The 21,092-nt window shown below is 69.0% G+C and carries 21 protein-coding genes; 7 read left to right on the top strand and 14 right to left on the bottom strand.

The window, feature by feature from the left end:
* Positions 1-105: 105 nt before the first annotated feature.
* The 4 genes from GIY23_RS14885 to GIY23_RS14870 form a co-directional block, all read right to left on the bottom strand.
* On the bottom strand, positions 106-501 hold the full coding sequence (locus GIY23_RS14885) for a pyridoxamine 5'-phosphate oxidase family protein (RefSeq protein ID WP_154077208.1): 396 nt from the start codon (positions 499-501) through the stop codon (positions 106-108).
* A gap of 61 nt (positions 502-562) precedes the next feature.
* Positions 563-1,687 carry an acyltransferase family protein gene (locus GIY23_RS14880; RefSeq protein WP_154077207.1) on the bottom strand — a complete coding sequence of 375 codons (1,125 nt, stop codon included), beginning with the start codon at positions 1,685-1,687 and terminating at the stop codon, positions 563-565.
* Between the two features lie 280 nt (positions 1,688-1,967).
* Complete coding sequence (locus GIY23_RS14875) at positions 1,968-2,651, bottom strand: response regulator (protein ID WP_154077206.1); 684 nt, start codon at positions 2,649-2,651, stop codon at positions 1,968-1,970.
* Positions 2,648-4,288: a sensor histidine kinase gene (locus GIY23_RS14870; RefSeq protein WP_154077205.1), complete on the bottom strand. Its 1,641-nt coding sequence runs from the start codon at positions 4,286-4,288 to the stop codon at positions 2,648-2,650. The genes GIY23_RS14875 and GIY23_RS14870 overlap by 4 nt, the downstream gene beginning before the upstream one ends.
* 189 nt (positions 4,289-4,477) lie before the next feature.
* Between GIY23_RS14870 and GIY23_RS14865 the strand changes: the two genes are divergently transcribed.
* From GIY23_RS14865 to GIY23_RS14855, 3 genes are read left to right on the top strand one after another with little or no spacing between them, the layout of a single operon-like run.
* Complete coding sequence (locus GIY23_RS14865; protein WP_154077204.1) at positions 4,478-5,464, top strand: Bug family tripartite tricarboxylate transporter substrate binding protein; 987 nt, start codon at positions 4,478-4,480, stop codon at positions 5,462-5,464.
* Entirely contained in the window at positions 5,461-6,006 is a 546-nt protein-coding gene (locus GIY23_RS14860) for a tripartite tricarboxylate transporter TctB family protein (RefSeq protein ID WP_154077203.1), read from the top strand. The genes GIY23_RS14865 and GIY23_RS14860 overlap by 4 nt, the downstream gene beginning before the upstream one ends.
* Positions 6,006-7,529 (top strand): tripartite tricarboxylate transporter permease, encoded by a 1,524-nt coding sequence (locus GIY23_RS14855; RefSeq protein ID WP_222850169.1) that lies wholly within the window; start codon positions 6,006-6,008, stop codon positions 7,527-7,529. The genes GIY23_RS14860 and GIY23_RS14855 overlap by 1 nt, the downstream gene beginning before the upstream one ends.
* A gap of 70 nt (positions 7,530-7,599) precedes the next feature.
* On the opposite strand, the gene GIY23_RS14850 is transcribed toward GIY23_RS14855, so the two are convergent.
* Together GIY23_RS14850 and GIY23_RS14845 are read right to left on the bottom strand one after the other, a co-directional pair.
* Positions 7,600-8,226, bottom strand: coding sequence for a cysteine hydrolase (locus tag GIY23_RS14850; RefSeq protein ID WP_154077202.1), 627 nt, complete (start codon positions 8,224-8,226; stop codon positions 7,600-7,602).
* A 96-nt stretch (positions 8,227-8,322) separates the two neighbouring features.
* Positions 8,323-9,105, bottom strand: coding sequence for an enoyl-CoA hydratase/isomerase family protein (locus GIY23_RS14845; protein WP_154077201.1), 783 nt, complete (start codon positions 9,103-9,105; stop codon positions 8,323-8,325).
* 195 nt (positions 9,106-9,300) lie between these two features.
* On the opposite strand from GIY23_RS14845, the gene GIY23_RS14840 reads away from it, so the two are divergent.
* Both GIY23_RS14840 and GIY23_RS14835 read left to right on the top strand, forming a co-directional pair.
* Positions 9,301-9,525 (top strand): DUF6400 family protein, encoded by a 225-nt coding sequence (locus tag GIY23_RS14840; RefSeq protein WP_154077200.1) that lies wholly within the window; start codon positions 9,301-9,303, stop codon positions 9,523-9,525.
* A complete protein-coding gene (locus GIY23_RS14835; RefSeq protein WP_187351890.1) occupies positions 9,515-9,724 on the top strand; it encodes a hypothetical protein in 210 nt (69 codons plus the stop codon). Before GIY23_RS14840 ends, GIY23_RS14835 begins: the two co-directional genes overlap by 11 nt.
* Positions 9,725-9,870: 146 nt before the next feature.
* Here GIY23_RS14835 and GIY23_RS14830 read toward each other — a convergent pair whose 3' ends face one another.
* The 4 genes from GIY23_RS14830 to GIY23_RS14815 form a co-directional block, all read right to left on the bottom strand.
* Positions 9,871-10,311: an SAM-dependent methyltransferase gene (locus GIY23_RS14830; RefSeq protein WP_154077199.1), complete on the bottom strand. Its 441-nt coding sequence runs from the start codon at positions 10,309-10,311 to the stop codon at positions 9,871-9,873.
* Between the two features lie 118 nt (positions 10,312-10,429).
* A complete protein-coding gene (locus GIY23_RS14825) occupies positions 10,430-11,638 on the bottom strand; it encodes an acyl-CoA dehydrogenase family protein (RefSeq protein WP_154077198.1) in 1,209 nt (402 codons plus the stop codon).
* Between the two features lie 70 nt (positions 11,639-11,708).
* Positions 11,709-13,004, bottom strand: a complete 1,296-nt coding sequence (locus GIY23_RS14820; RefSeq protein WP_228717735.1) for an acyl-CoA dehydrogenase family protein — start codon at positions 13,002-13,004, stop codon at positions 11,709-11,711.
* Positions 13,005-13,230: 226 nt separating this feature from the next.
* Complete coding sequence (locus GIY23_RS14815) at positions 13,231-15,654, bottom strand: Tex family protein (RefSeq protein ID WP_228717307.1); 2,424 nt, start codon at positions 15,652-15,654, stop codon at positions 13,231-13,233.
* Positions 15,655-16,164: 510 nt separating this feature from the next.
* Here GIY23_RS14815 and GIY23_RS14810 point away from each other — a divergent pair.
* Positions 16,165-17,202, top strand: a complete 1,038-nt coding sequence (locus GIY23_RS14810) for a GH25 family lysozyme (RefSeq protein WP_228717306.1) — start codon at positions 16,165-16,167, stop codon at positions 17,200-17,202.
* A 336-nt stretch (positions 17,203-17,538) separates the two neighbouring features.
* On the opposite strand, the gene GIY23_RS14805 is transcribed toward GIY23_RS14810, so the two are convergent.
* A complete protein-coding gene (locus GIY23_RS14805; RefSeq protein WP_154077196.1) occupies positions 17,539-17,931 on the bottom strand; it encodes a DUF2237 family protein in 393 nt (130 codons plus the stop codon).
* Positions 17,932-18,013: 82 nt separating this feature from the next.
* On the bottom strand, positions 18,014-18,673 hold the full coding sequence (locus GIY23_RS14800) for an alpha/beta fold hydrolase (protein WP_154077195.1): 660 nt from the start codon (positions 18,671-18,673) through the stop codon (positions 18,014-18,016).
* Positions 18,674-18,811: 138 nt separating this feature from the next.
* On the opposite strand from GIY23_RS14800, the gene GIY23_RS14795 reads away from it, so the two are divergent.
* Positions 18,812-19,555, top strand: a complete 744-nt coding sequence (locus tag GIY23_RS14795; protein ID WP_154077194.1) for an SDR family NAD(P)-dependent oxidoreductase — start codon at positions 18,812-18,814, stop codon at positions 19,553-19,555.
* 59 nt (positions 19,556-19,614) lie between these two features.
* Here GIY23_RS14795 and GIY23_RS14790 read toward each other — a convergent pair whose 3' ends face one another.
* A complete protein-coding gene (locus tag GIY23_RS14790) occupies positions 19,615-20,409 on the bottom strand; it encodes an exodeoxyribonuclease III (RefSeq protein ID WP_154077193.1) in 795 nt (264 codons plus the stop codon).
* 57 nt (positions 20,410-20,466) lie between these two features.
* Entirely contained in the window at positions 20,467-20,883 is a 417-nt protein-coding gene (locus GIY23_RS14785) for a DUF309 domain-containing protein (RefSeq protein WP_228717734.1), read from the bottom strand.
* Positions 20,884-21,092: the final 209 nt, after the last annotated feature.

Here is a 21,092-nt window from a genome sequence, read left to right as displayed (position 1 = left end):
AAGCTGGGACGCCGGTAGGTGACCACCACCGCAGACCACAGACAACTTCTCAGGGAGTCGTGTGCCCTCCGGGTTCCAGTCACGTACGGAACCCGGAGGCGCGCCTCAGAATCCCCACTCGTGCCAGTTGTCGACCTCGACCCACCCGCTCACCCGGGCCCGGTCACGCACCGGGTAGCGGTCGCCGGTGTAGTGGTGGGCGAGGCGGTCGATGTCGACCAGTTCCGGGTCGTCGACAAGTTCGACGACCCGCCCGCGCAGGCTCACGTGCGCGTGCCAGTCGCTGCCGTGGAGCACGGTCAGCGACACCCGGCGATCGCGACGGATGTGCTCCAGCCTGCGTCGGCCCGCGTCCATGTTCACCAGCACGCGGCCCTGCTCCCAGAGGTACCAGGTCGCGACCGTGACCGGCGCGCCAGTGCCGGAGACGGTCGCGATCACCGCCGGGTTGGGGCGGGCCAGCATGTCGAGCACGTACGCGGGCATCTCGCGGTCGGCCATGCGGTTCCTCCTCGGATCGAGTCCGGATGATCCCCGGTTTACCGGAGTCGGTCCGCGCCCGCTACCTCACGGAGCGCGGCGGGCCGGGGAAGAGCCGGTCGTGGGTGGACATGAGGAAGTTGAACGCCGGCCGCTCCACCGCCCGTGTCATCGCCCAGCCGCAGAACACCCCTGCCGCGATCATGACCACGACTTGCCAGACCGCCCCGACGCCCAGCCGGTGCAGGTGGATCGACAGCACGTAGCCGATCGTCTGGTGGGTGAGGAACACACCGTACGAGATGCCCGCGAACCACTGGATGTGCCGGTGTGTCCACTGCGGGACGACCTTGTTCCAGTCCGGGCCGCGCGCGGTGAGGGCGATGACCAGGATGCCGACGGAGACACCGACCGTGGAGCCGAAGTTGGAGACCAGGATGCCGTTCGCGTCGTAGAGGTGGTTGTGCAGCCCCTGGGCGACCATGCAGCTCGCGGCGAGGGCAGCGAAGTGCGGTGTGCTCAGCCGCCGTGTCGACCACATCCAGACCGCCACACCGGCGACGAACAGGTGCCAGCGGTGCGCGCCGAGACCGTCCACGAGCATCCGGTATGTCTCCGGGGGTGTGGACAGTCGGTAGCTCCACTGTGCGACCGGCAGCAGGATGGCCAACCACATGATGGCGACGATGGCCGGTCGTCGCCCGAATCGGCTCCCGTAGAGCAAAGCCGCCATGGAGAAGCCCATGAGCTGCAACGGAACGGTCCAGTGTGAGCCGTCGAGGAAGACGTAGTCCTGTGGCTTCCAGTGCCACAGCATGAACAGGTTGCTCCACAGGTCCCGGCTCGTCGGCGTCTGCCAGCCTTCCGGACTGATGAACTGCAGCAGCACGAACAGACTCAGCACGGTCGCCACGAACGGCGGGACCAGACGTGCGACGCGGCCCCACCAGTACCGCAGCGCGGTGCCCTTACCGACGGTCACGCAGGCGAAGTACGCGGAGATGACCAGGAGCATGCTGGCCCCGACCTGCCACGGGAACCGGATGGCGCGGCCTTCGAGCTCCGGGTGCAGGACGACGCTGAGGAACGTCGAGTGGTAGATCATCACCAGCACGACACAGCTGGACCGGACGAGGTCCCAGCTGATCTTGCGATGGCTCTTCCTGCCCGACGCCGCTTGGGCGGAGGCAGACGTTCCGGGCAGCACGACGGTCAGGGTAACAATCGGCCGCGAGTCACCCCGCTGTCATGGTGTGTCGCGTTCCACGTCAGCGGCGGAGACCGCACGAGCGACCTTTCCGCACTGTGAACACCCAGGCACTGTGAACACGGCGTGAGCCTTTGTGGTTGCTATAGCCACCACAAAGGCTCACGCGCCAGGCAGGGTGTGAGCTGCGGACCGGGGTGTGCCGGGTGGGGGCGTGAGTCTTTTTGGTGGTCAGAGCCACCACAAAGGCTCACGCCCCGGGCGGCGGGCGAGGCATGCGTCAGTCGGCGACGCGGTAGCGCCGTTCGGGACGCCCGGTGCCGCCGTAGCGGAGCCGGACCTCCGCGGAACCGACGGAGACGAAGTGCTCCAGGTACTTGCGGGCGCTGACCCTCGAGAGCTCGCTGGCGCTCGCGCACTCCGTGGCCGACAGGTCGCCCCCATGCGCGGAGGCCTCCCGCAGCACGCGGTGCACCACCTCCGCGGTCTCCTCGGCGAGCCCCTTCGGAGGCGTGCCGGTGCGGCGGGTGCCGAAGAGCTGGTCGATCTCCTGCTGGCCCGCCGGGGCGTCTCCCGGGAGTTCGGTGAGGGTGCCGTGCAACGAGCGGAACCGTTCGAGCTGATCGCGCAGCGCGTCGAACTGGAACGGCTTGATCAGATAGTGCAGGGCACCGCCGCGAATCGTGCCGCGGACCGTGTCGAGATCGTTGGCGGCCGTGATGACGAGGACGTCCGGGTCGGCGTCGGTCCTGGTGCGCAACTCCCGCAGCACGGACAGCCCGTCGCGGTCCGGGAGGTAGATGTCCAGCAACACCAGGTCGGGACGCAGATCCACCACCGCCCGCACGGCGTCGGCACCGGTGTGGGCGACGGCGACGACCTCGAAGCCCTCCACCCGCGCGACGTATCCGCTGTGGATCTTGGCGACCATGAAGTCGTCGTCGACGACCAGGACCCTGATCACGACACGCCTCCTCTCGTGTCGGCGGTGCTGAGGCTCCGCTCGGGCGTGGGGGAGATCGGCAGGCGCGCGGTGAACACCGCCCCGTCGGCGTTGTGGACCGACACCGAACCGCCCCTGCGGTGGCACGTCCGGCGTGTCAGCGCGAGACCCAGACCGCGTTCGCCGTCGGCGGCGGCCTTCGTGGTGAATCCGTGGCCGAACACCTCGGTCACGATCTCGGGCGCCACACCGGGGCCGGAATCGCGCACGACGACCGTCACCTCTCGGTCGTCCGGAGACTCGACGTCCCTGGCCGCACGCACAGTCACCTCGATCCAGTTGTCCCGCCCGGTGCCCTCGAGGGCGTCGAGCGCGTTGTCGACGAGGTTGCCGACGACCGTCACCAGGTCGCTGGAGAGCTGCTCGTCGATCGCGTCGAGCCGCGCGTCCTCGGCGAGCCGGAGGCCGACGCCTCGTTCGTCGGCGAGGCTGGCTTTCGCGACCAGAAGCGCCGCCAGCGCGGGGTCCTCGATGCGCGCGGCGACCTCCGCTCGCCACCGCTGGTGCGCGTGGCTGACCCGGTCGACGAACCGTTGCAGCTCCTCGTATTCGCCGAGTTCGATGAGCCCGGAGATCGTGTGCAGCCGGTTGGAGAACTCGTGAGCCTGGGCGCGCAGCGTGTCGGTCGCGTGCCGGTTGGCGTCCAGCTCGCGTCGCAGATCCACCAGTTCGGTGCGGTCCCGCATCGTCACGACCGCTCCCACGGAGGAGATCGGCATCCGGTTGAGCACCACGACCCGCCCTCGTCGCAACACGATCTGGTCCGTGCCGTCGCTGCGGCCCGTGAGCACGTCCTGTGTCCGCTCGTTGAGCTGCAACTCGTCGATCGCGCGGCCGAGGCAGTCCTGTGGCAACGACAGCAGTGCCCGTGCCTCGTCGTTCGCGAGGGTGACCCTGTTCTGCTTGTCGACGCCCAGCACCCCCTCGCGGACCCCGTGCAGCAGCGCCTCCCGGTGCTCGACCAGGCGGGTGATCTCCTGCGGTTCGAGACCGAGCGTCTGCCGTTTCACGCGGCGTGCCAACACGATCGACCCCGCAACGCCGAGCAGCGTCGCGAACGCCAGTAGTGCCAACGGGTTCTGCGGTGCGCTTGCGACGCCTTGGAAGAAGTCGGGCGTCTCCCTTCCCGCGGCGACGACGCCGAGGACCGAGGCGTCGTCGCCGATCACAGGCACGTGCGCGACGAGAGAGTCGGCAGAGCCGTTGTCGACCTCACCGACCCAGGCGCGGCCTCTGCGGATCTCGCTGTCGCCCAGCGGCAGTGGCGTCCCGATCTGGTCGGGGTCCGGCGAGGTGAGCACGACACCCCGCGCGTCGGCGATGCTCACGTCGTCGGCCCCGGACCGGCTGCGGGCGCTCTCGGCGAAGGTCGGCAATGCGTCCCGGCGGAACGGATCGGCCAGGCTGGCGCGGACCCCGGGCGTCGCCGCGAGGTCCTCGGCCACCGAGAGCATGCGGCGGCCTTCGGTCTTGCGGAAGGCCGCGTCGGACTGGGCGACCGAGTACACCGCCACCGACGCCAGCAGTACGAAGACGATGACGAGCTGCCACCCGAGCAGGCTGCGGGACAGCGACCCCCACGTTCCCGTCCTGGGCATGCTCGCCACCTCCGCTGTCTCGGTCGGCCAGCACAGTAGCCGCGCAGCGCGAGAACCGGTAGCGCGGGTGGTGACACAAGTGACACAACGTCCGATAGCTGCCGAACCGAGACACCGGCCCACGCGTGGCGCATGATCCGACGCACATTGACGACGCGACGGGCGTTTTCTACGAGGAAAGGTGGGACGGTGCGACTTCGCAGCGCATTCGCGATCGCCGGGGCTCTGTTACTGGTACTGCTCGTGCCACCCCTGGCGAGCACGCAGTCCGACACCCGGGCAGGCGGGGAGATCCGGAACTTCCGGGTGCTGGTGCCGAATTCACCGGGCGGCGGGTACGACATCACCGCCCGGACGGCCGTCAAGGCCATGGAGGACGCGGGGCTCAACCGCAACAACGAGGTGTTCAACCTGCCGGGTGCCGGCGGCACCGTCGGGCTCGGCCGGGTCGTCAACGAGCGCGGCAACGGTTCGCTCGCGATGTCGATGGGCCTCGGTGTCGTCGGCAGCGTGTTCACCAACAACTCGCCGGTTTCGCTGCAGGACACCACGCCGATCGCGAAGACCGTCGAAGAACCGAACGTGGTCGTGGTCGGCAAGGATTCGCCGTACCGCGACCTGGACCAGCTCGTGTCGGAGTGGAAGGCCCGACCCGGTGAGACGCCGGTCGGCGGCGGATCCTCGCCCGGCGGGCCGGACCACCTCGCGCCGATGCTCATGGCCAAGGCCTTGGGCATCGCACCCAAGTCGGTGAACTACGTGTCCTACGACGGCGGTGGTGAACTGCTCGCGTCCGTGCTGGGCGGCAAGGTCGACTTCGGGGTCTCCGGCATCGGCGAGTACCGCGACCAGATCGAATCCGGTGAACTGCGCGTGCTCGCCGTGACCGGAGCGAAACGCATCCCCGGGGTCGACGCGCCGACGTTGCAGGAAGCGGGCGTGGACGTCGAGTTCACCAACTGGCGTGGCATCGTCGCTCCGCCCGGCATGTCCGACGAGGACACCGAACGGATGATCTCGCTGTTCCGCCGGATGCACGACACCCCTGAATGGCGCGAAGCGTTGCAGCGCAACGGATGGAGCGACGCCTTCCAGACCGGGGACGAGTTCGGCGCGTTCATGCGACAGGAACGCGACCGTGTGGAGTCGGTGCTCAAGGAGTTGGGACTGGTATGAGCGAGACCACTACCGCAGAGCAGACCGCACCGCACACCACGACTCACGCGACAAGCTGGTGGCGCGAGCACTCCGAACTCGGCGTCTGCGCACTGCTGGCGGCACTCGGCGTGTTCGTGCTCGTCGACGCCGCACTCATCGAGACCGACTTCGCCCAACGCGGGCCGATCGGGCCGAAGACCGCCCCGGTCGCCATCGGCATCGCTCTGCTCCTGGTCGCGGCGATCCTCGCCGTCGAAGTGCTGCGCGGTGGTCGCGCCCAGGCCGAGTCCGGTGAGGACATCGACCTGTCGGCCCCGAGCGACTGGCGCACGGTTCTGTTGCTGGCAGCGGCGTTCTTGGCCAACGCGGCGCTCGTCGACGTCATCGGCTTCCCGCTCTCGGGCATGATCCTGTTCTGGGGCTCGGCCTACGCGCTCGGTAGCCGCAACACCGTTCGAGACCCGCTCGTGGCGGCGGTGCTCTCGATCGTGACGTTCCTGGCGTTCAACAACCTGCTCGGGGTTCCGCTGCCCGGCGGCCCGCTGATGGGGGTGCTGTGATGGTGGAGTCGGTAGGACTGCTCCTGGACGGGTTCGCGACCGCGCTGAGCCCGATCAACCTGCTGTGGGCGGCGATCGGCGTGCTGCTGGGCACCGCCATCGGGGTGCTGCCCGGCATCGGACCCGCGATGGCGGTGGCGCTGCTGCTCCCGGTGACGTTCGCGCTCGAACCCACCGCGGCGTTCATCATGTTCGCCGGGATCTACTTCGGAGGCATGTTCGGCGGTTCCACGACGTCGATTCTGCTGAACACGCCAGGGGAGAGTGCGGCGGTGGTGGCCGCGATCGAAGGCAACCCGATGGCCCGCAAGGGACGCGGGTCCCAAGCACTGGCCACGGCCGCGATCGGCCACTTCATCGGGGCCGTCGTCGGCATCACACTGCTCGTGCTGCTCGCGCCGACGATCGCCGACCTCGCGGTGAACATCGGCGCTCCCGACTTCTTCGCGATCATGATGCTGGCGTTCATCGCCGTGACCTCGGTCCTCGGGTCGTCCCGCATCCGGGGATTCGCGTCGCTGCTGATCGGCCTGACCATCGGGATCATCGGCCTGGACGAGATGACCGGCCAGCAGCGGCTGACCTTCGGGATTCTGCACCTCTCCGACGGGATCGACGTCGTCATCGTCGCCGTGGGGTTGTTCGCCATCGGCGAGTCGCTGTGGGTCGCCGCGCATCTACGGCGCTCCTCGGGCAAACCGATCCCGGTCGGGCAGCCCTGGCTCGGTGCCGACGACCTCCGTCGCACATGGAAGCCGTGGCTGCGCGGACCCGTGATCGGCTTCCCGTTCGGCGCGATCCCGGCCGGGGGAGCGGAAATCCCGACCTTCCTGTCCTATGTGACCGAGAAGCGACTCTCCAAGCGTCGCAAGGAGTTCGGTACCGGCGCCATCGAAGGCGTCGCCGGTCCGGAATCCGCTGCGAGCGCGTCGGCGGCGGGCACGATGGTCTCGTTGCTGACGTTGGGACTGCCGACCACGGCCGTCGCGGCGGTCATGCTCGCCGCGTTCCAGCAGTACGGTCTCCAACCGGGGCCGCTGTTGTTCCAGCGCGAGCCCGATCTGGTGTGGGCCTTGATCGCGAGCATGTTCATCGGCTCGGTGTTGCTGCTCGTGCTCAACCTGCCGCTGGCTCCGGTGTGGGCGAAGCTGCTGCAGATTCCGCGGCCGTATCTGTACGCGGGCATCCTGTTCTTCGCCAGCGTCGGTGCGTACGCGGTCGGTGGTCAGCCGTTGGATCTGATCGTGCTGTTCGTCATCGGTGCGATCGGTTTCGCGATGCGCCGCTACGGGCTGCCGGTACTACCGGCGATCATCGCGGTGATCCTCGGCCCGTCGGCCGAGCAGCAGATGCGGCGGGCGTTGCAGATCAGCGACGGCAACGTCTCGGGGCTCGTCAACACACCGTTCGCGATCACCGTCTACGTCGTCATCGCCCTGGTCCTGCTGTGGCCGGTGCTGTTCCGACTGATCCGGCGTCCTTCCACACAGGACGACGCGGAGCGTGAGCGCGTCGACGTCTGAGGTCCTGCGAGCGGACCGGGGTGTTCGGAATCGTCCGAACGCCCCGGTCCGCGTCAGGACGGGCGAGGCGTCAGTGGGACTGCGAGACGCCGACGGCGAGCCCGGCGAGGGTGTCGGCGGCGGTGCGGCAACCAGCGGTGGTCATGTCGAGGTTCGACAGCGACGCCTGATGCGTCGTTTCGTCCGTCGTCGTCACACAGTCGCTGATCACGTGCGTAATGAAGCCGAGGTCGGTGGCGTGCCGGGCGGTCTGTTCGACGGTCAGGTTCGTGGCCACGCCGGTGACGAGCACCGTGTCGATGCCCTTCGTACGGAGCGTCTCGGTGAGGTCGTTGCCCGCGAGGCCGGAGAGCTTCTGGTTGTCCACGACGTGGTCGGCGGACTCGGCCATCTCCGGGATGATCCGGGTCATTTCAGCGTCCGGACGGAAGGACTCACCCGCTTCGGCGACGGACCGCATGAACTCGGTGTTCGGCACCATCAGGCCCCCGTCCTCGGGAACCGTGAAGCGAGTGTGGAACACCGTCGCACCCGCCGCGTGCGCGGACTCGTGGAACCGCACCGCGTTGTCGACGACACCGCTGCGTGCCACCGGCTCGGCGAGCATTCCGCCGAAGAAGCCCTCGGGTTTGACGACGTGAATCTGCCAATGCAACGCGAGGACGGCGGTACGCGCCGGGTCGAGCGAACTCGTCATGCGCGTGATCGTCTCACGGGCCGCGTCCGTAGCGCACTGCCGCGCCGACGCGTGAGCCTTTGTGGTGGCTATAGCAACCACAAAGGCTCACGCATGTCAGCGGGCCTGCCAGCGGGGCGGGCGCTTCTCGGTGAAGGCGCGGACGCCTTCTTTGCGGTCTTCGCTGTCGTAGGGATTGGGGCCCGCCGAGAGGCGCAGTGCGGCGGAGAGCGGGAGTTCCGATCCCTTGCCGATCATGGCCTTGTAGCGCCGCAGGCTCAGCGGAGCGTTGCTCGCGAGGCCCTGCGCGAACGCCGTCGCCTCGGCGTCGAGCTGTTCCGGGGGGAACACGTGGTTCACCAGACCCCAGTGCAGCGCTTGTTCCGTTCCGATCGGCTCACCGGTGTAGAGCATCTCGAAGGCCACGCCGCGCGGCACGATCCTGGTGAGCATCTGGCTGCCGAAGTTCGCGCCGAGCCCGCGTTTGGCTTCGGGCATCCCGATCCGTGCGTGTTCGGCCGCGAGGCGTATGTCGCACGCCAACGCCAGTTCACAGCCTGCCCCGAGCGCCCAGCCGTTCAGCGCGGCGACCACGGGCTTGCTGCACTCGAGCACCGTCTCGAACACGTTCCGTCCGGTGCCGCGCATGAGCAGCTCCCCAGGCGTGCCACCGTCTCGGCGCTCGTCGAGTTCCTTGAGGTCGAGTCCGGCACAGAACGCCCTGTCGCCGGTGCCGGTGAGCAGGACGACCCACACGTCCTCGTCCGTCTCGAACCGGTCGAACGCGTCGACGAGTGCGGTGCGCAGGTCCGAACTCAGCGCGTTGAGTCGGCCAGGCCGGTCCAGTACGACGCGCGCGACGTGATCCTGCACCGACACGACGAGTCCCTGCTCGCTCATGAACCCTCCCGACTGCGTTGGCGTGACGAGTCCGATGCGCACCGTAGCGTCTCGGACACACTGCGGACCCGACAGGGCCTATACGGCGTGAAATGTGACGAAATGGTCCGATGATATGTGGTGTACAGCATTGTGGTGTCGGGTTCGAGTGACGAAACATGGCGGCGCACATCCGTTTTCCGTCGGAAGTGACCCATGCGATTCGACTTCACCCTGGACCTCGGCGCGGACGAAATGCGCCGCCGTGCCGAGGTCGTCAAGGCGCTCGGGCCGGACTGGGACCCGATCGCCGCCATGCACGACGAGGAACGCGCCTACGCGTTGCTGTACTCGAACCTCGATTCGGAGCAGCAAGCCACGTTCGACATGCTCGTGGCCGAAGGCGTGCTGCCGGACAAGGACGATCGCGATGCCGCTTGACCCGTTCGCGGACATCGCTCGACGTGCCTGGATCGACTGCCCCGAATGCGCCCACATGAGCGGGTGCGCCACGTGTTCGCAGCAGCGCACCTGCACCGAGCATTGGCAGTATCTGTTGTCGAACCGCGGGACCGTCGTCAACCTGCAGTGCCCGACCTGCACCCACCTGTGGTCCTACGACACCCGGTCGATGAACTGAGAGGGCGTTGTGGAGCTTGGGTGGGTGGTCCGAACTCCGAAGCCCCTCACTTTGCTGCGGCTGGGCACGTATGAGGCGTGCCCTACGGGCACCAAGGACAGTTTCCCAATGCACTCTGAGCGCTGCGGGCCGGCTCGAACGCTCGCTCACGCGGAGTCGAGCGCGACCTCGCGCAGCGGATCACCGCCGTCGATGAGCAGACGTCCGCCGGGCACGAGGGCCTCTCGAATGCGGCGACGCGCCCGCAGCCCCGCCTGCGGGTGGCGCCCGTCGAAGGCTCCGACGCGCACGGCGAAAGCCAGATCGTAGGCCGCTTCGCCGGGCTGCAGCTCGAAGTCCTCGGCGGCCACGCAACGGACGCTCATGCGGTGAGCCGCGACCTCTGCTGCGGCGAGGCGCTGAATCTCCGCCACACCCTTGGCCGACCGGTCGATCACCAAGACCTGCCCGTCCGGCCCGACGTGCTCGGCGACGGCCCGCGCAGCGGTGCCCGGCGCTCCACCGATCTCGAGCACTCGCATGCCGGGACGGAGCGCAAGCGCGTCCACGATCCGTGCGAGTCGAGGTGACAAGGCGGGCGCGGCCATGCGGACCAGTCAACCAGAGCGCAGCCACGCCCACCGGACGCCACGATCGGACGTCCGCGACGAACAGGGCCGCGCTCCACCCGGGTATTGGGGAGCGCGGCCCTTGGCGAGCGTCGCTTCAGCGCAGTTCCTTCGAGGACTTGCCGAGCAGGCGGCGGGCCACGACGAGCTGCTGGATCTGCTGCGTCCCCTCGAAAATGTCGAGGATCTTGGCGTCGCGGGCCCACTTCTCCAGCAAGCTGTTCTCCGAGTACCCGAACGTTCCCGCGAGCTCCACACAGCGCAGCGTGATGTCGGTTCCCGCACGGCCGGCCTTCGCCTTCGCCATCGAGGCCTGCAGCGAGTTCGGCTTGCTGTTGTCGGCCATCCACGCGGCCTGCAGCGTCAGCAGGTACGCGGCCTCGTAGTCCGACTCCAACTGCAGGAACGTCGCTGCCGCCGCCGACTGCTTGCCCGCCGGACGGTCGTAGTCGACCTCGACTCCTGCCTCGGCGAGTAGTTCCCGGGTCTCCTCCAACGCCGCTTTCGCGACACCCACGGCCATCGCCGCGACCAGCGGCCGAGTGTTGTCGAAGGTCTGCATGACGCCCGCGAACCCGCGCTCGGTGTTGATCTCCGGGCTGCCGAGCAGGTTCTCCTTCGGGACCCGCACGTTCTCCAGATGGAACTCTGCGGTGTCCGAGGCGCGGATGCCGAGCTTGTGCTCCAGCCGCACCAGCGTGAATCCCGGCGTCCCCTTCTCGACGACGAACGACTTGATCGCCGCTCGCCCCTGCGCGGGATCCAGGGTCGCCCACACGACGACGGCGTCGGCGCGTTCACCGGACGTCACGAAGATCTTGGTGCCGTTGAGGACGTACTCGTCGCCGTCCTCGACCGCGGTGGTGCGGATGGCGGCCGAGTCCGAACCGCAGTCCGGCTCGGTGATCGCCATGGCCGCCCACTTGCCCGCGAACCGCTCGGCTTGCTCCTCGTCCGCCACGGAGGCGATCGCCGCGTTACCGAGTCCCTGGCGCGGCAAGGCCAGCAGCAGGCCGACGTCGCCCCAGCACAGTTCGATCGTGCCGAGCACGGTGGAGAGGTTGCCACCGTTACGGGTGCCCTCCTGCTTGGTGTTGTCGGAGCGCCGGATGCCGCTGGCGCCACCGCCTTCGCCACCGGCGGAGTTCAGCCCGTCGAGCACCGACGCGAGCATGTCCAGCTCCACGGGATAGCTGTGCTCGGCGTGGTCGTACTTTCGGGAGTTGGGCCGGAAGAACTCGGTCGCCGACTGGCGGGCCTGGTGCACCAGGGTGGCGAACTTCTTGGGAGGTTCGAGGTTGATCACAGCAAAGCTCCTGGAATCTCGGCTGTCGCCGATGAAGGGGCTGACCGGGGGCGGTTCGGACGGGAACGGGTCACACGAGCAGGACGCCCTCGGAGACGCCGACCGCGCGCAGATCGCGGTACCACCGCTCCACCGGGTGTTCCTTGACGAAGCCGTGCCCGCCGAGCAGCTGTACCCCGTCGCTGCCGATCGCCATGCCCTTCTCGGCGGCGAGCGTGCGGGCCAGGGCAGCCTCACGCGCGTAGGCATGACCCTGCTCGGCACGACTCGCCGCGCGGTAGGTCGCCAGCCGCATCCCTTCGAGCTCGATGCCGATGTCGGCGACCCGGAACGCGACGCCCTGCCGATGACTGACCGGTTCGCCGAAGGCGACACGCTCGTTGACGTACGGGGTCACGTAGTCGAGCACGGCTTGGCCGGTGCCGACGGCCAGGGCGCTCCACCCGATCCGGGACAGCCGCACGCATTCGCGGTAGACCTCGTCCTGACCGCCGCCGAGCAGCGCGGCCTTCGGCACCGAGACGTTGTCGAGCAGCACCCGACCGGTCGCGGCGCCGCGCAGTCCCATGGCCGGTTCGGTCTCGATCGTGACGCCGTCGGTGTCGGACTCGACGAGGAACAGAGCCGGTCCGGTTCCGTCGAGATGGGCGGCCACGACGAACAGCTCCCCGTCGCGGGCGCGGGGGACGAGCGACTTGACGCCGTCGAGGACGAAGCCACCGCCGCTACGACGAGCGGTGGTCTTCAGCTCGAACGGGTCGAACAGCGGTCGGGGTTCCAGCAGGCTCAGCGCCGCCGAGGGCACGTTCTCACCGACGAACGCGGGCAGGTAAGTGGACTGCTGTTGCTCGTCACCCCAGCGGACGAGTGCGTTGCTGACGCCGGACGGGGCGAGCGCGGCGACGGCGAGCCCCATGTCGCCGTGCGCCAGCGCCTCGGCGATGAAGACGTTGGTCACCGTGGACTGTTCGGTGCCCGCGCCACCGATCTCGTCGGGAATGCCGATCTGGGTGACGCCGAGCTCGGCGATTCTGGCCAGCAGGTCCGGCGGGGGAGTGCACGCCGAGTCGGCGTCGGGAGCCGCGGGACGCAGCTGCTCCTCGGCGAACTCGCGCAGCATCTGCTGGATCATCTGCTGCTCGTCGCTCGGGGTGAGGTCGAAGAGCTTCTTCTCCGGGGCGTTCGGCAGTCGCGCGGGCTTGCCCCACTGCTCCACGGCCTTGAAGGAGCGGCCGGCAGCGCCTGCGGTGCGGAAGCCTGCCTTGGTGGCCTCGAAGAGCACCTTCTCGGCGGGCTTGCGCAGTTTCAGTTGATCGAGGACCCGCGCGCCTGCGAGCCGGTTGATGGCCGCGAGGGCGTAGCCGATGGCGTCGCGCTTGCCGTTGCCGCTCGCGGGACGGGCCGGTGTCGTTGCCGTGTTCTGAGTCATCGCTGCCCTCGAGGTCGGACCACAGTTCCTACTAAAGGGTAACACTACTCGTGAGTAGGTAACGCGTCCAGTCCGCTCACCGCGCCGGACAGCCAGCGGACCTCCCGACCCGAGCGGGGCGGCGGCTGCCGCGTCCGGAGATCGCCGTCCCGCTCCCGGACGGTCAGCGGTTGTCGAACCCGGCCTTGCGGAGCGCGTCGGCCATCGCACCGCCAGGGGCCTTGTCGCGACCCCGGCCGCCTTGACGTCCACCGCCCTTCTCGCCCGGGTTGCCGCGTCCCGAACGGCGCTGGTCGCCGCGTCCGTTCTGCTGCGGACGCCCACGCCCGGACCGCTGTTCGTTCTGGCCCTTGCCGGAGTCGCTCTGCCCCTTGGCGGAACCACCCGGCTCGTCGTCGAGTCGCAGCGTCAACGAGATGCGCTTGCGCGCTACGTCCACGTCGAGGACCTTCACCCGGACGATGTCGCCCGGTTTGACGATGTCCCGCGGGTCGTTGACGAACTGCTTCGACATCGCCGAGACGTGGACCAGACCGTCCTGGTGCACCCCGACGTCGATGAACGCCCCGAACTGCGCCACGTTCGTCACGACACCCTCCAGCACCATCTCCGGCCGGAGGTCGGCGAGGGTCTCCACGCCTTCCGCGAACGTCGCGGTGGTGAATGCAGGCCGCGGATCGCGTCCCGGCTTGTCGAGTTCGGTGAGGATGTCGCCGACCGTGGGCAGGCCGACCGTGTCGTCGACGAAGTCCTCGGCGCGGATGCCGCCCAGCACCCGGCTGTTGCCGATCAGGCCACCGAGATCGGTGCCGCTGGCCGTGACGATGCGGCGCGCCACCGGGTAACTCTCCGGATGGACCCCGGAGGCGTCGAGCGGGTCGTCACCGTTCGGGATGCGCAGGAAGCCGGCGCACTGCTCGAAGGCTTTCGGGCCGAGCCGGGAGACGTCCTTGAGTTCGGTGCGCGCGCGGAACGGGCCGTGTGCGTCCCGGTGGAGTACGAGGTTCTCGGCGAGTCCGGCACCGATGCCCGACACCCGGGTCAGCAGCGGAGCCGACGCGGTGTTGACGTCGACGCCGACGCCGTTGACGCAGTCCTCGACGACCGCGTCCAGTGAGCGCGACAGCGAACTCTCGGCGAGGTCGTGCTGATACTGGCCCACGCCGATCGATTTCGGGTCGATCTTGACCAGCTCGGCCAGCGGATCCTGCAGGCGTCGTGCGATCGAGACCGCACCACGCAACGAGACGTCGAGCTCGGGCAGCTCCTGAGCCGCGTACGACGAGGCCGAGTACACCGAGGCGCCCGCCTCCGAGACGGTCACCTTCGTCAGCTTCAGCTCGGCATGACGCGAGAGCAGATCCGCGGCCAGCTTGTCGGTCTCCCGGGAGGCGGTGCCGTTGCCGATCGCGACCAGTTCCACCTGGTGCTCGGTCGCCAGCGCGGCGAGTGTGGCGATCGACTGGTCCCACTTGTTCTGCGGCACGTGCGGATGGATCGTGTCCGTGGCGACCACCTTGCCGGTGCCGTCGATGACCGCCACCTTCACCCCGGTGCGAAAACCCGGGTCCAGGCCCATCGTCGCGCGGGTCCCCGCCGGGGCGGCCAGCAGCAGATCGCGCAGGTTGCCCGCGAAGACGCGCACCGCCTCGTCCTCGGCAGCCTGACGCAACCGGCCGCGCAGGTCGAGGTCGAGGTGCACGAAGATCCGGGTCCGCCACGCCCAGCGCACCGCCGCCGTCAGCCACGGGTCGGCGGGCCTGCCCTCGTCCCGGATACCGAACCGCGCGGCGATGCGCTGTTCGAAGTCCGTGGGCCCGTCGACCTCCGCGGTGTCGGGCTTGAGCGTTACGTCGAGGACTTCCTCCTTCTCGCCTCGGAACAGCGCGAGGACCCGGTGCGACGGCAGCTTCGCCAGCGGCTCGGAGAACTCGAAGTAGTCGCTGAACTTGGCGCCCTGATCCTGCTTGCCGTCCCGGACGGTCGAGGTGAGCACGCCGCGGGACCACACCATCTCGCGCAGTTCGCCGAGCAGGTCGGCGTCCTCGCCGAACCGCTCGACGAGAATCGACCGCGCGCCCTCCAGCGCCGCTGCCGCGTCGTCGAGGCCCTTCTCGGCGTCCACGTAGGTGGCCGCCGTGGCCTGCGGATCGTGGGACGGGTCCGCGAGCAGGGTCTCGGCCAGCGGTTCCAGCCCCGCCTCGCGGGCGATCTGTGCCTTGGTGCGCCGCTTCTTCTTGTACGGCAGGTAGATGTCCTCGAGCCGGGCCTTCGTCTCGGCGGCGACGACCTGTGCCTGCAGCTCGTCGGTCAGCTTTCCCTGTTCGCGGATCGAGTCGAGCACCGCCGTCCGGCGTTCATCGAGTTCCCGCAGGTAGCGCAGTCGGTCCTCGAGTGTGCGGAGCTGAGTGTCGTCGAGGGTGCCGGTGGCTTCCTTGCGGTAGCGGGCGATGAACGGCACCGTCGCGCCGTCGTCGAGCAGGTCGACCGCGGCCCGTACCTGCCCCTCGCGCACACCGAGCTCGTCGGCGATCTTGCGGTGTGTCGGCACCTGCTGCTGCGACACCTGTTGCTGCGACAACGTCACGATCCTGGTCCGCCTTCTCCCTCGGGGTTCGACCCGCACGTGCCTCGCCCACGTGGCCCGCACATTGTGCCGTGGCGAGATCATCGCGGAACCCATGGCCCGACGCTTCGGCGTGTCCGCACACGGACAGTGACAGGACGTGCCGGGCCCGTGGGCGAACGGCACCTTCGCCCCGTGTGACGAGGCGAGGGTGCCGCTCGCCCGCCGGCACGCGCTGCGGCCCGCCTCGACGCCTGGACCAAGGTGATGTCCGGTAGTGGCGCGCCTGCCGAGATCTACCACCCGTCAGAGTGGTCCGGAGCACGCATCCGACTCTCTTCGCCGCCTTTCCGCGTCCGAATACACAGTGAGTTATGACCCGGGTGCACAAGCGTGGCCCTTCGGAGTGAACCTAGGTACCAGTCCAAGTACTTACCGTGATGCGAGCGGTGTCCGGACACAGGGAGTGTTGGGGCTTGTCAGTCCCCCGACTTGACACCCCGAACCCGAATCCCCGAAGAGGCACACAGCGTGAACGACAACCACGACGTGAACTCGAACCAGAACGCGACCGACTCGACCCCGAACGAGTCGGCTGACCGCGGGCAGTCCCTCCAGGACCGCGCGGGCGCACTGGCGAGCTCCGCCATGACCTGGCTGCGCGGCGGCGAGGAAAACGAGCGGGCGCGCCTGGAAGACGGCAACACCCGGGTCCACCCGAGGATGCGGACCGCGCAGGTCGGAGCCGTCGTCGCTGTCGCCGGGCTCCTCGGTGTCGTCGCTACGACCGCCGGTCAGAATGCCGAAGAGCGCGGTGTCGACGAGGCGGCCCAGTCCGTGGCCGCGCCGAACCAGCCCGCACCCGAGCAGGCTCCCGCGCCGCTGAAGGCGCAGGAACAGCCCAAGCAGCTGCCCGCCTCCCCCGAGGACGGTGGCCCGGCCAAGGGCATCGACGTGTCCAACCACAACGGGCCGATCGACTGGCAGCAGGTCGCCGACTCCGGTCAGAACTTCACCTTCGTGCTCTCGACCGACGGCACCGACTTCACCAACCCGATGTACAAGGAGCAGTACCAGGGCGCGAAGGACGCTGGCATGATCGCCGGCGCGTACCACTTCGCCCGTCCCGACGACAGCTCGGCGGCCGAGCAGGCCAACCGCATGCTCGAGGTGGCGGACTACCAGAAGGACGGCCAGACCCTGCCTCCGGTGCTCGACCTCGAGGTCGACCCGAGCGGCGGCGGCTGCTACGGCATGAACGTCGACCAGATGACGCAGTGGACCACGGAGTTCAACGACGTGGTCAAGGACAAGACCGGTAAGGAACCGATCATCTACGCCAACCCGTCGTTCTGGGAGCAGTGCATGGGTGGCACCGACAAGTTCTCCGACCAGCCGCTGTGGCTCGCCGCCTACGAGGTCGACCAGCCCAGCGTCCCGGACGGCTTCCCGACCTGGAAGTTCTGGCAGTACACCGACAGTGGCTCGGTGCCCGGCATCTCGGGTGACACCGACCTGAACCACTTCCAGGGCACCCTCGGCGAACTCAAGAAGCTCGCCCAGGGCTGAGCGTGCGGCCCGGTGCCGGTGGTGACCGCGTCACCCAGGTGAAACGCCCTCGGGCAGTGGCGAGGCCACTCCCGGCACCACCGGCACCGGAGCCCCCGAGGCGGAACGGGTCGATGACGGCGACCGTCCGGATCGGCGTCCTTCCGCCTCACCCCGATAGACCCGACGTCGTCGCGGTCGTGGTCCCTGCCCCGGTCAGGAGTAGCACCACCGTTCGGCGCGGAGCGAGGAACCGGTACTCGCACAGCGAAGGGCCGCCCGCGAACACGCGGGCGGCCCTTTCGTGTCTCGTCCGGCCGGTGTTCCGGGGTGTGCTCGCAAAGCAGGGGTGGCAGCTCAGGTGAGGGTACTGGGATCGGCGGGGACGTCCACGGCGTAAGCCCGCAGCTTCTCCAGCGCCACCAGCTCCAGGGTCACCTCGTTGGTCGAGGCCAGCACCACCGGTGGGGCGACACCTTCCTGGTGGGCCTGCACCCAGCGGTCCGCACATACGCACCAGCGATCGCCTGCCTGCAGGCCCGGAAACCCGATCGCCGGTTGCGGTGTCGTGAGGTCGTTACCGACCTGGCTCTGGAACGTCAGGAAATCAGTCGTCACGACCGCGCACACGGTGTGGCGCCCGACATCCTCCGGGCCGGTCGAACAGCAGCCGTCGCGGAAGAACCCCGTGAGCGGGTCGGTTCCGCAGGGTTCCAGCTCGCCGCCGAGCACGTTGCGGTCGCTCGTCATGACTGAAGGCTCTCATCCCCGGCTGCCGAAGGCACTCCCCGACACCCGTCCCGACCGCCGGGCGGACTCGACTCCCGACTGGTCAGTCTTCGAACGCACTGAGTTCCTCGATGAGTTCGAGAACGAGATCCGGACGGCTCAGGAACGGACAGTGTCCCGACGGCCACGTGAGTTCCGTGTCGCACCGCTGAGCCATCCGGCGCTGCAGGTCGGGGTCGACCGTGCGGTCCTGATCGCACACCACGTAGGTCGAGGGCACCTCCCGCCATGCCTGCCGGACTGGGGAACCCTTCGGGCACGCCATCACCTGCGGCCGCAGTAGGTCGACCGCCCGCTGCACCAGGTCCGGCGGGCAGTCCTGGTACAGAGCGGCCACCGCTTTCGCCGGGTCGAGCGCCGTCACACCGCGATCGACCCGCGTGATCGCGGCCGCCAGTTCCTCCGAGGAGCCCAGCGACGCCGCGCTTTCACCCTCGTCCGGGGCGTACGCGGCGAGGTAGACCAGGTGCGCGGCCCCGGTCAGTCCCGTGATCACCGAGCCACCGTAGGAGTGCCCCACCACGATCGGCGGTGGCCCCATCGCGTCGACCTCGGCCTGCACCACCGCCGTGTCCGCCTCCAACGACCCGCGGTGCAGCTCCGGCACCGCGACCTCCACGCCTTCCGCGCGGAGATCCTCCGCGACCAGGTCGAAGTGTCGTGGCTCGCTCCACAAGCCGTGTACCAGGACCACGCCAGTCATGGATCTCCTCCGTGTGGTGCGGCGACGTCGCTGCCCACGTTCTCACGGTCGAGCCTGGGGATCACGCTCGCGGCGGCCGCGTCACGATCACCGCCGGTGCGCGCGGACCGGAACGCGCGATACGGCAGACTGCGCGGTGTGAGCAGAACAGCCCTGGTGCTCGGCGGTCGCAGTGAAATCGGGACCGAGGTGGCCCGGCGTCTCGTCGCCGACGGCGTGACCACCATCGTCCTCGCAGCTCGCCGCAGCGACGATCTCGGACCACAGGTCGACGAGTTGCGCGCGGCGGGAGCGACGGCCGTGTCGGCCGTGGAGTTCGACGCCGACCAGACCGGCGAACACGCGGCGTTCCTCGACCGTGTCGAGGCCGCGCACGGGCCCGTCGACGACGTGGTGCTGGCGTTCGGCATCCTCGGCGACCAGCAGCGGGCCGAGACCGACGCGGCGCACGCGGTCGCCGTCGTGCACACCGACTACGTGGCCCAGGTGAGCATGCTGACCCTGCTCGCGGCTCGGATGCGGCGCCGTGGCTCCGGCAGGCTCGTCGCGTTCTCCTCCATCGCCGGGGTGCGGGTGCGGCGCGCCAACTACGTCTACGGCTCCGCGAAGGCCGGGCTCGACGGTTTCGCGAGCGGACTCGCCGACGCCCTGCACGGTAGTGCGGTGCACCTGCTGCTCGTCCGGCCCGGATTCGTCGTCGGGCGGATGACCGAAGGCATGAGCCCGGCGCCGTTGTCCACCACGCCCGAGAAGGTCGCCGAAGCCGCGACCGCGGCGTTGCGTCGTGGGCGAGGCGAGGTGTGGGTGCCGGGCAGGCTCCGGTTGCTCGCCGCCGCCTTCCGGCTCATGCCGCGTGCGATCTGGCGGCGCATGCCCCGGTGACCGGCGTGAGTCTTTGTGGTTGCTCTAGCCACCACAAAGACTCACGCCGCGGAGCTGGCTCACGCGGTGTCGACCACGACGGGAGCGTGGTCGGACTGTCCCTTGCCTTTGCGCTCGTTGCGGTCGACATAGGAATCCGCGACCGTGCTGGTGAACGAGTCGTTGCCGTACACGAGGTCGATACGCATCCCGCGGTTCTGCGGGAAAGCCAGCGCCCGGTAGTCCCAATACGTGAACGGGATGTCGTACTTGAGCGCCCGCGGGTACACCTCTGTGAGACCGACCTCGCCCAGCGCCGCCAGCGCCGCCCGCTCGGCGTCGGTGACGTGGGTGGAGTCGTGGAACTTCGCGATGTCCCACACGTCTGAATCCGTCGGAGCGATGTTGAAGTCACCGAGCAGCGCGAACGGCCGCTCGGCGGTGAGTTCCTCCGCTGCCGTGGCGCGCAGTGCCTCCAACCACCGGAGCTTGTACTTGTAATGCGCGTGTCCCGGTTCGCGGCCGTTCGGCACGTACAGCGACCAGACACGGACACCGCCGCAGGTCGCGGCGATCGCGCGGGGTTCGTCGGCTTCGAGCAGCGCGTCCTGCGACTGGTACCCGGGCTGGTCGAGCAGCCCACGGCGCACGTCGTCGAGACCGGCCTTGGACAGGATCGCGACGCCGTTCCACCGTCCGGTGCCGTGCGCGGCGACCTCGTAGCCGAGCTCGGCTACCTCCTCGACCGGGAACGCGTCCGCCGCGCACTTCAGTTCTTGCAGGCACAGCACGTCAGGGCGCGCCGACGACAGCCACTCCAACAGACGTGGCAGCCGGGCGCTCACGGAGTTCACGTTCCAGGTGGCGATGCGCATGCCGCGATCCTGTCACGCGCCCCCGACGGTCCCGTTGGGCGCTGCCGTCCGCAGTCGTCAGCCGGTGATCTTCGGGGCGAGCGTGACAGGATCCGGTGGTTCGGCGTAGCCCTCGAGGTCCACCGCCAGCGAGGTCGCCCATCGCACCAGGCCGGGAACGTCGATGCCGTACGGCGGGTCCTGCTCGAAGTCGTCGAGGTTCGCCGCACCGCGTAGCAGCAGCTTCTGACCGCCACCGGTGTTGCCTCGCGCGGCATGGGTGAGGCCGACGGCGAGCTGCGCGAGCCCCCGCCACAGGCCCTCCTCGTGGTCCGGGCCGGTCTTCCACGCGTCTTCGAAGACTTCGTGGGCGTGGAACGGTTTGCCCTCGTCGAGTAGCCGCTGTGCTTCGGAGACGGTCTCGGGCGGAGTCCGCTCGATCCCTTCCGGCTGGCGTTCGACACCGGGGGTTCCGTACGGAAGCGGGCGGCCCAAGGCGTCGCGGGGGCGAGCGCTGCGCGCGCGTCCTTCCTCGTCCCGATCCCGGCGGCCGGCGGCCTGCGTGGCCCGGACCGGTTCGACCGGCTCGCCGCACCCCTCGCACTCGCTCGCGCTGGGGGAATCCTGCACCCGGCCGCAGTGTTCGCACACGCGGTCGGCCCAGCACGGGCTGTCGCCGTGTTCCACGTCAACCATCGCGTCCT

Origin of the sequence: Allosaccharopolyspora coralli (assembly GCF_009664835.1) — a bacterium.
GTDB classification, from domain to species: Bacteria; Actinomycetota; Actinomycetes; order Mycobacteriales; family Pseudonocardiaceae; genus Allosaccharopolyspora; species Allosaccharopolyspora coralli.
The sequence above is the reverse complement of the archived record's forward strand: the minus strand, read 5'-3'. Positions and strand labels throughout refer to the sequence as shown.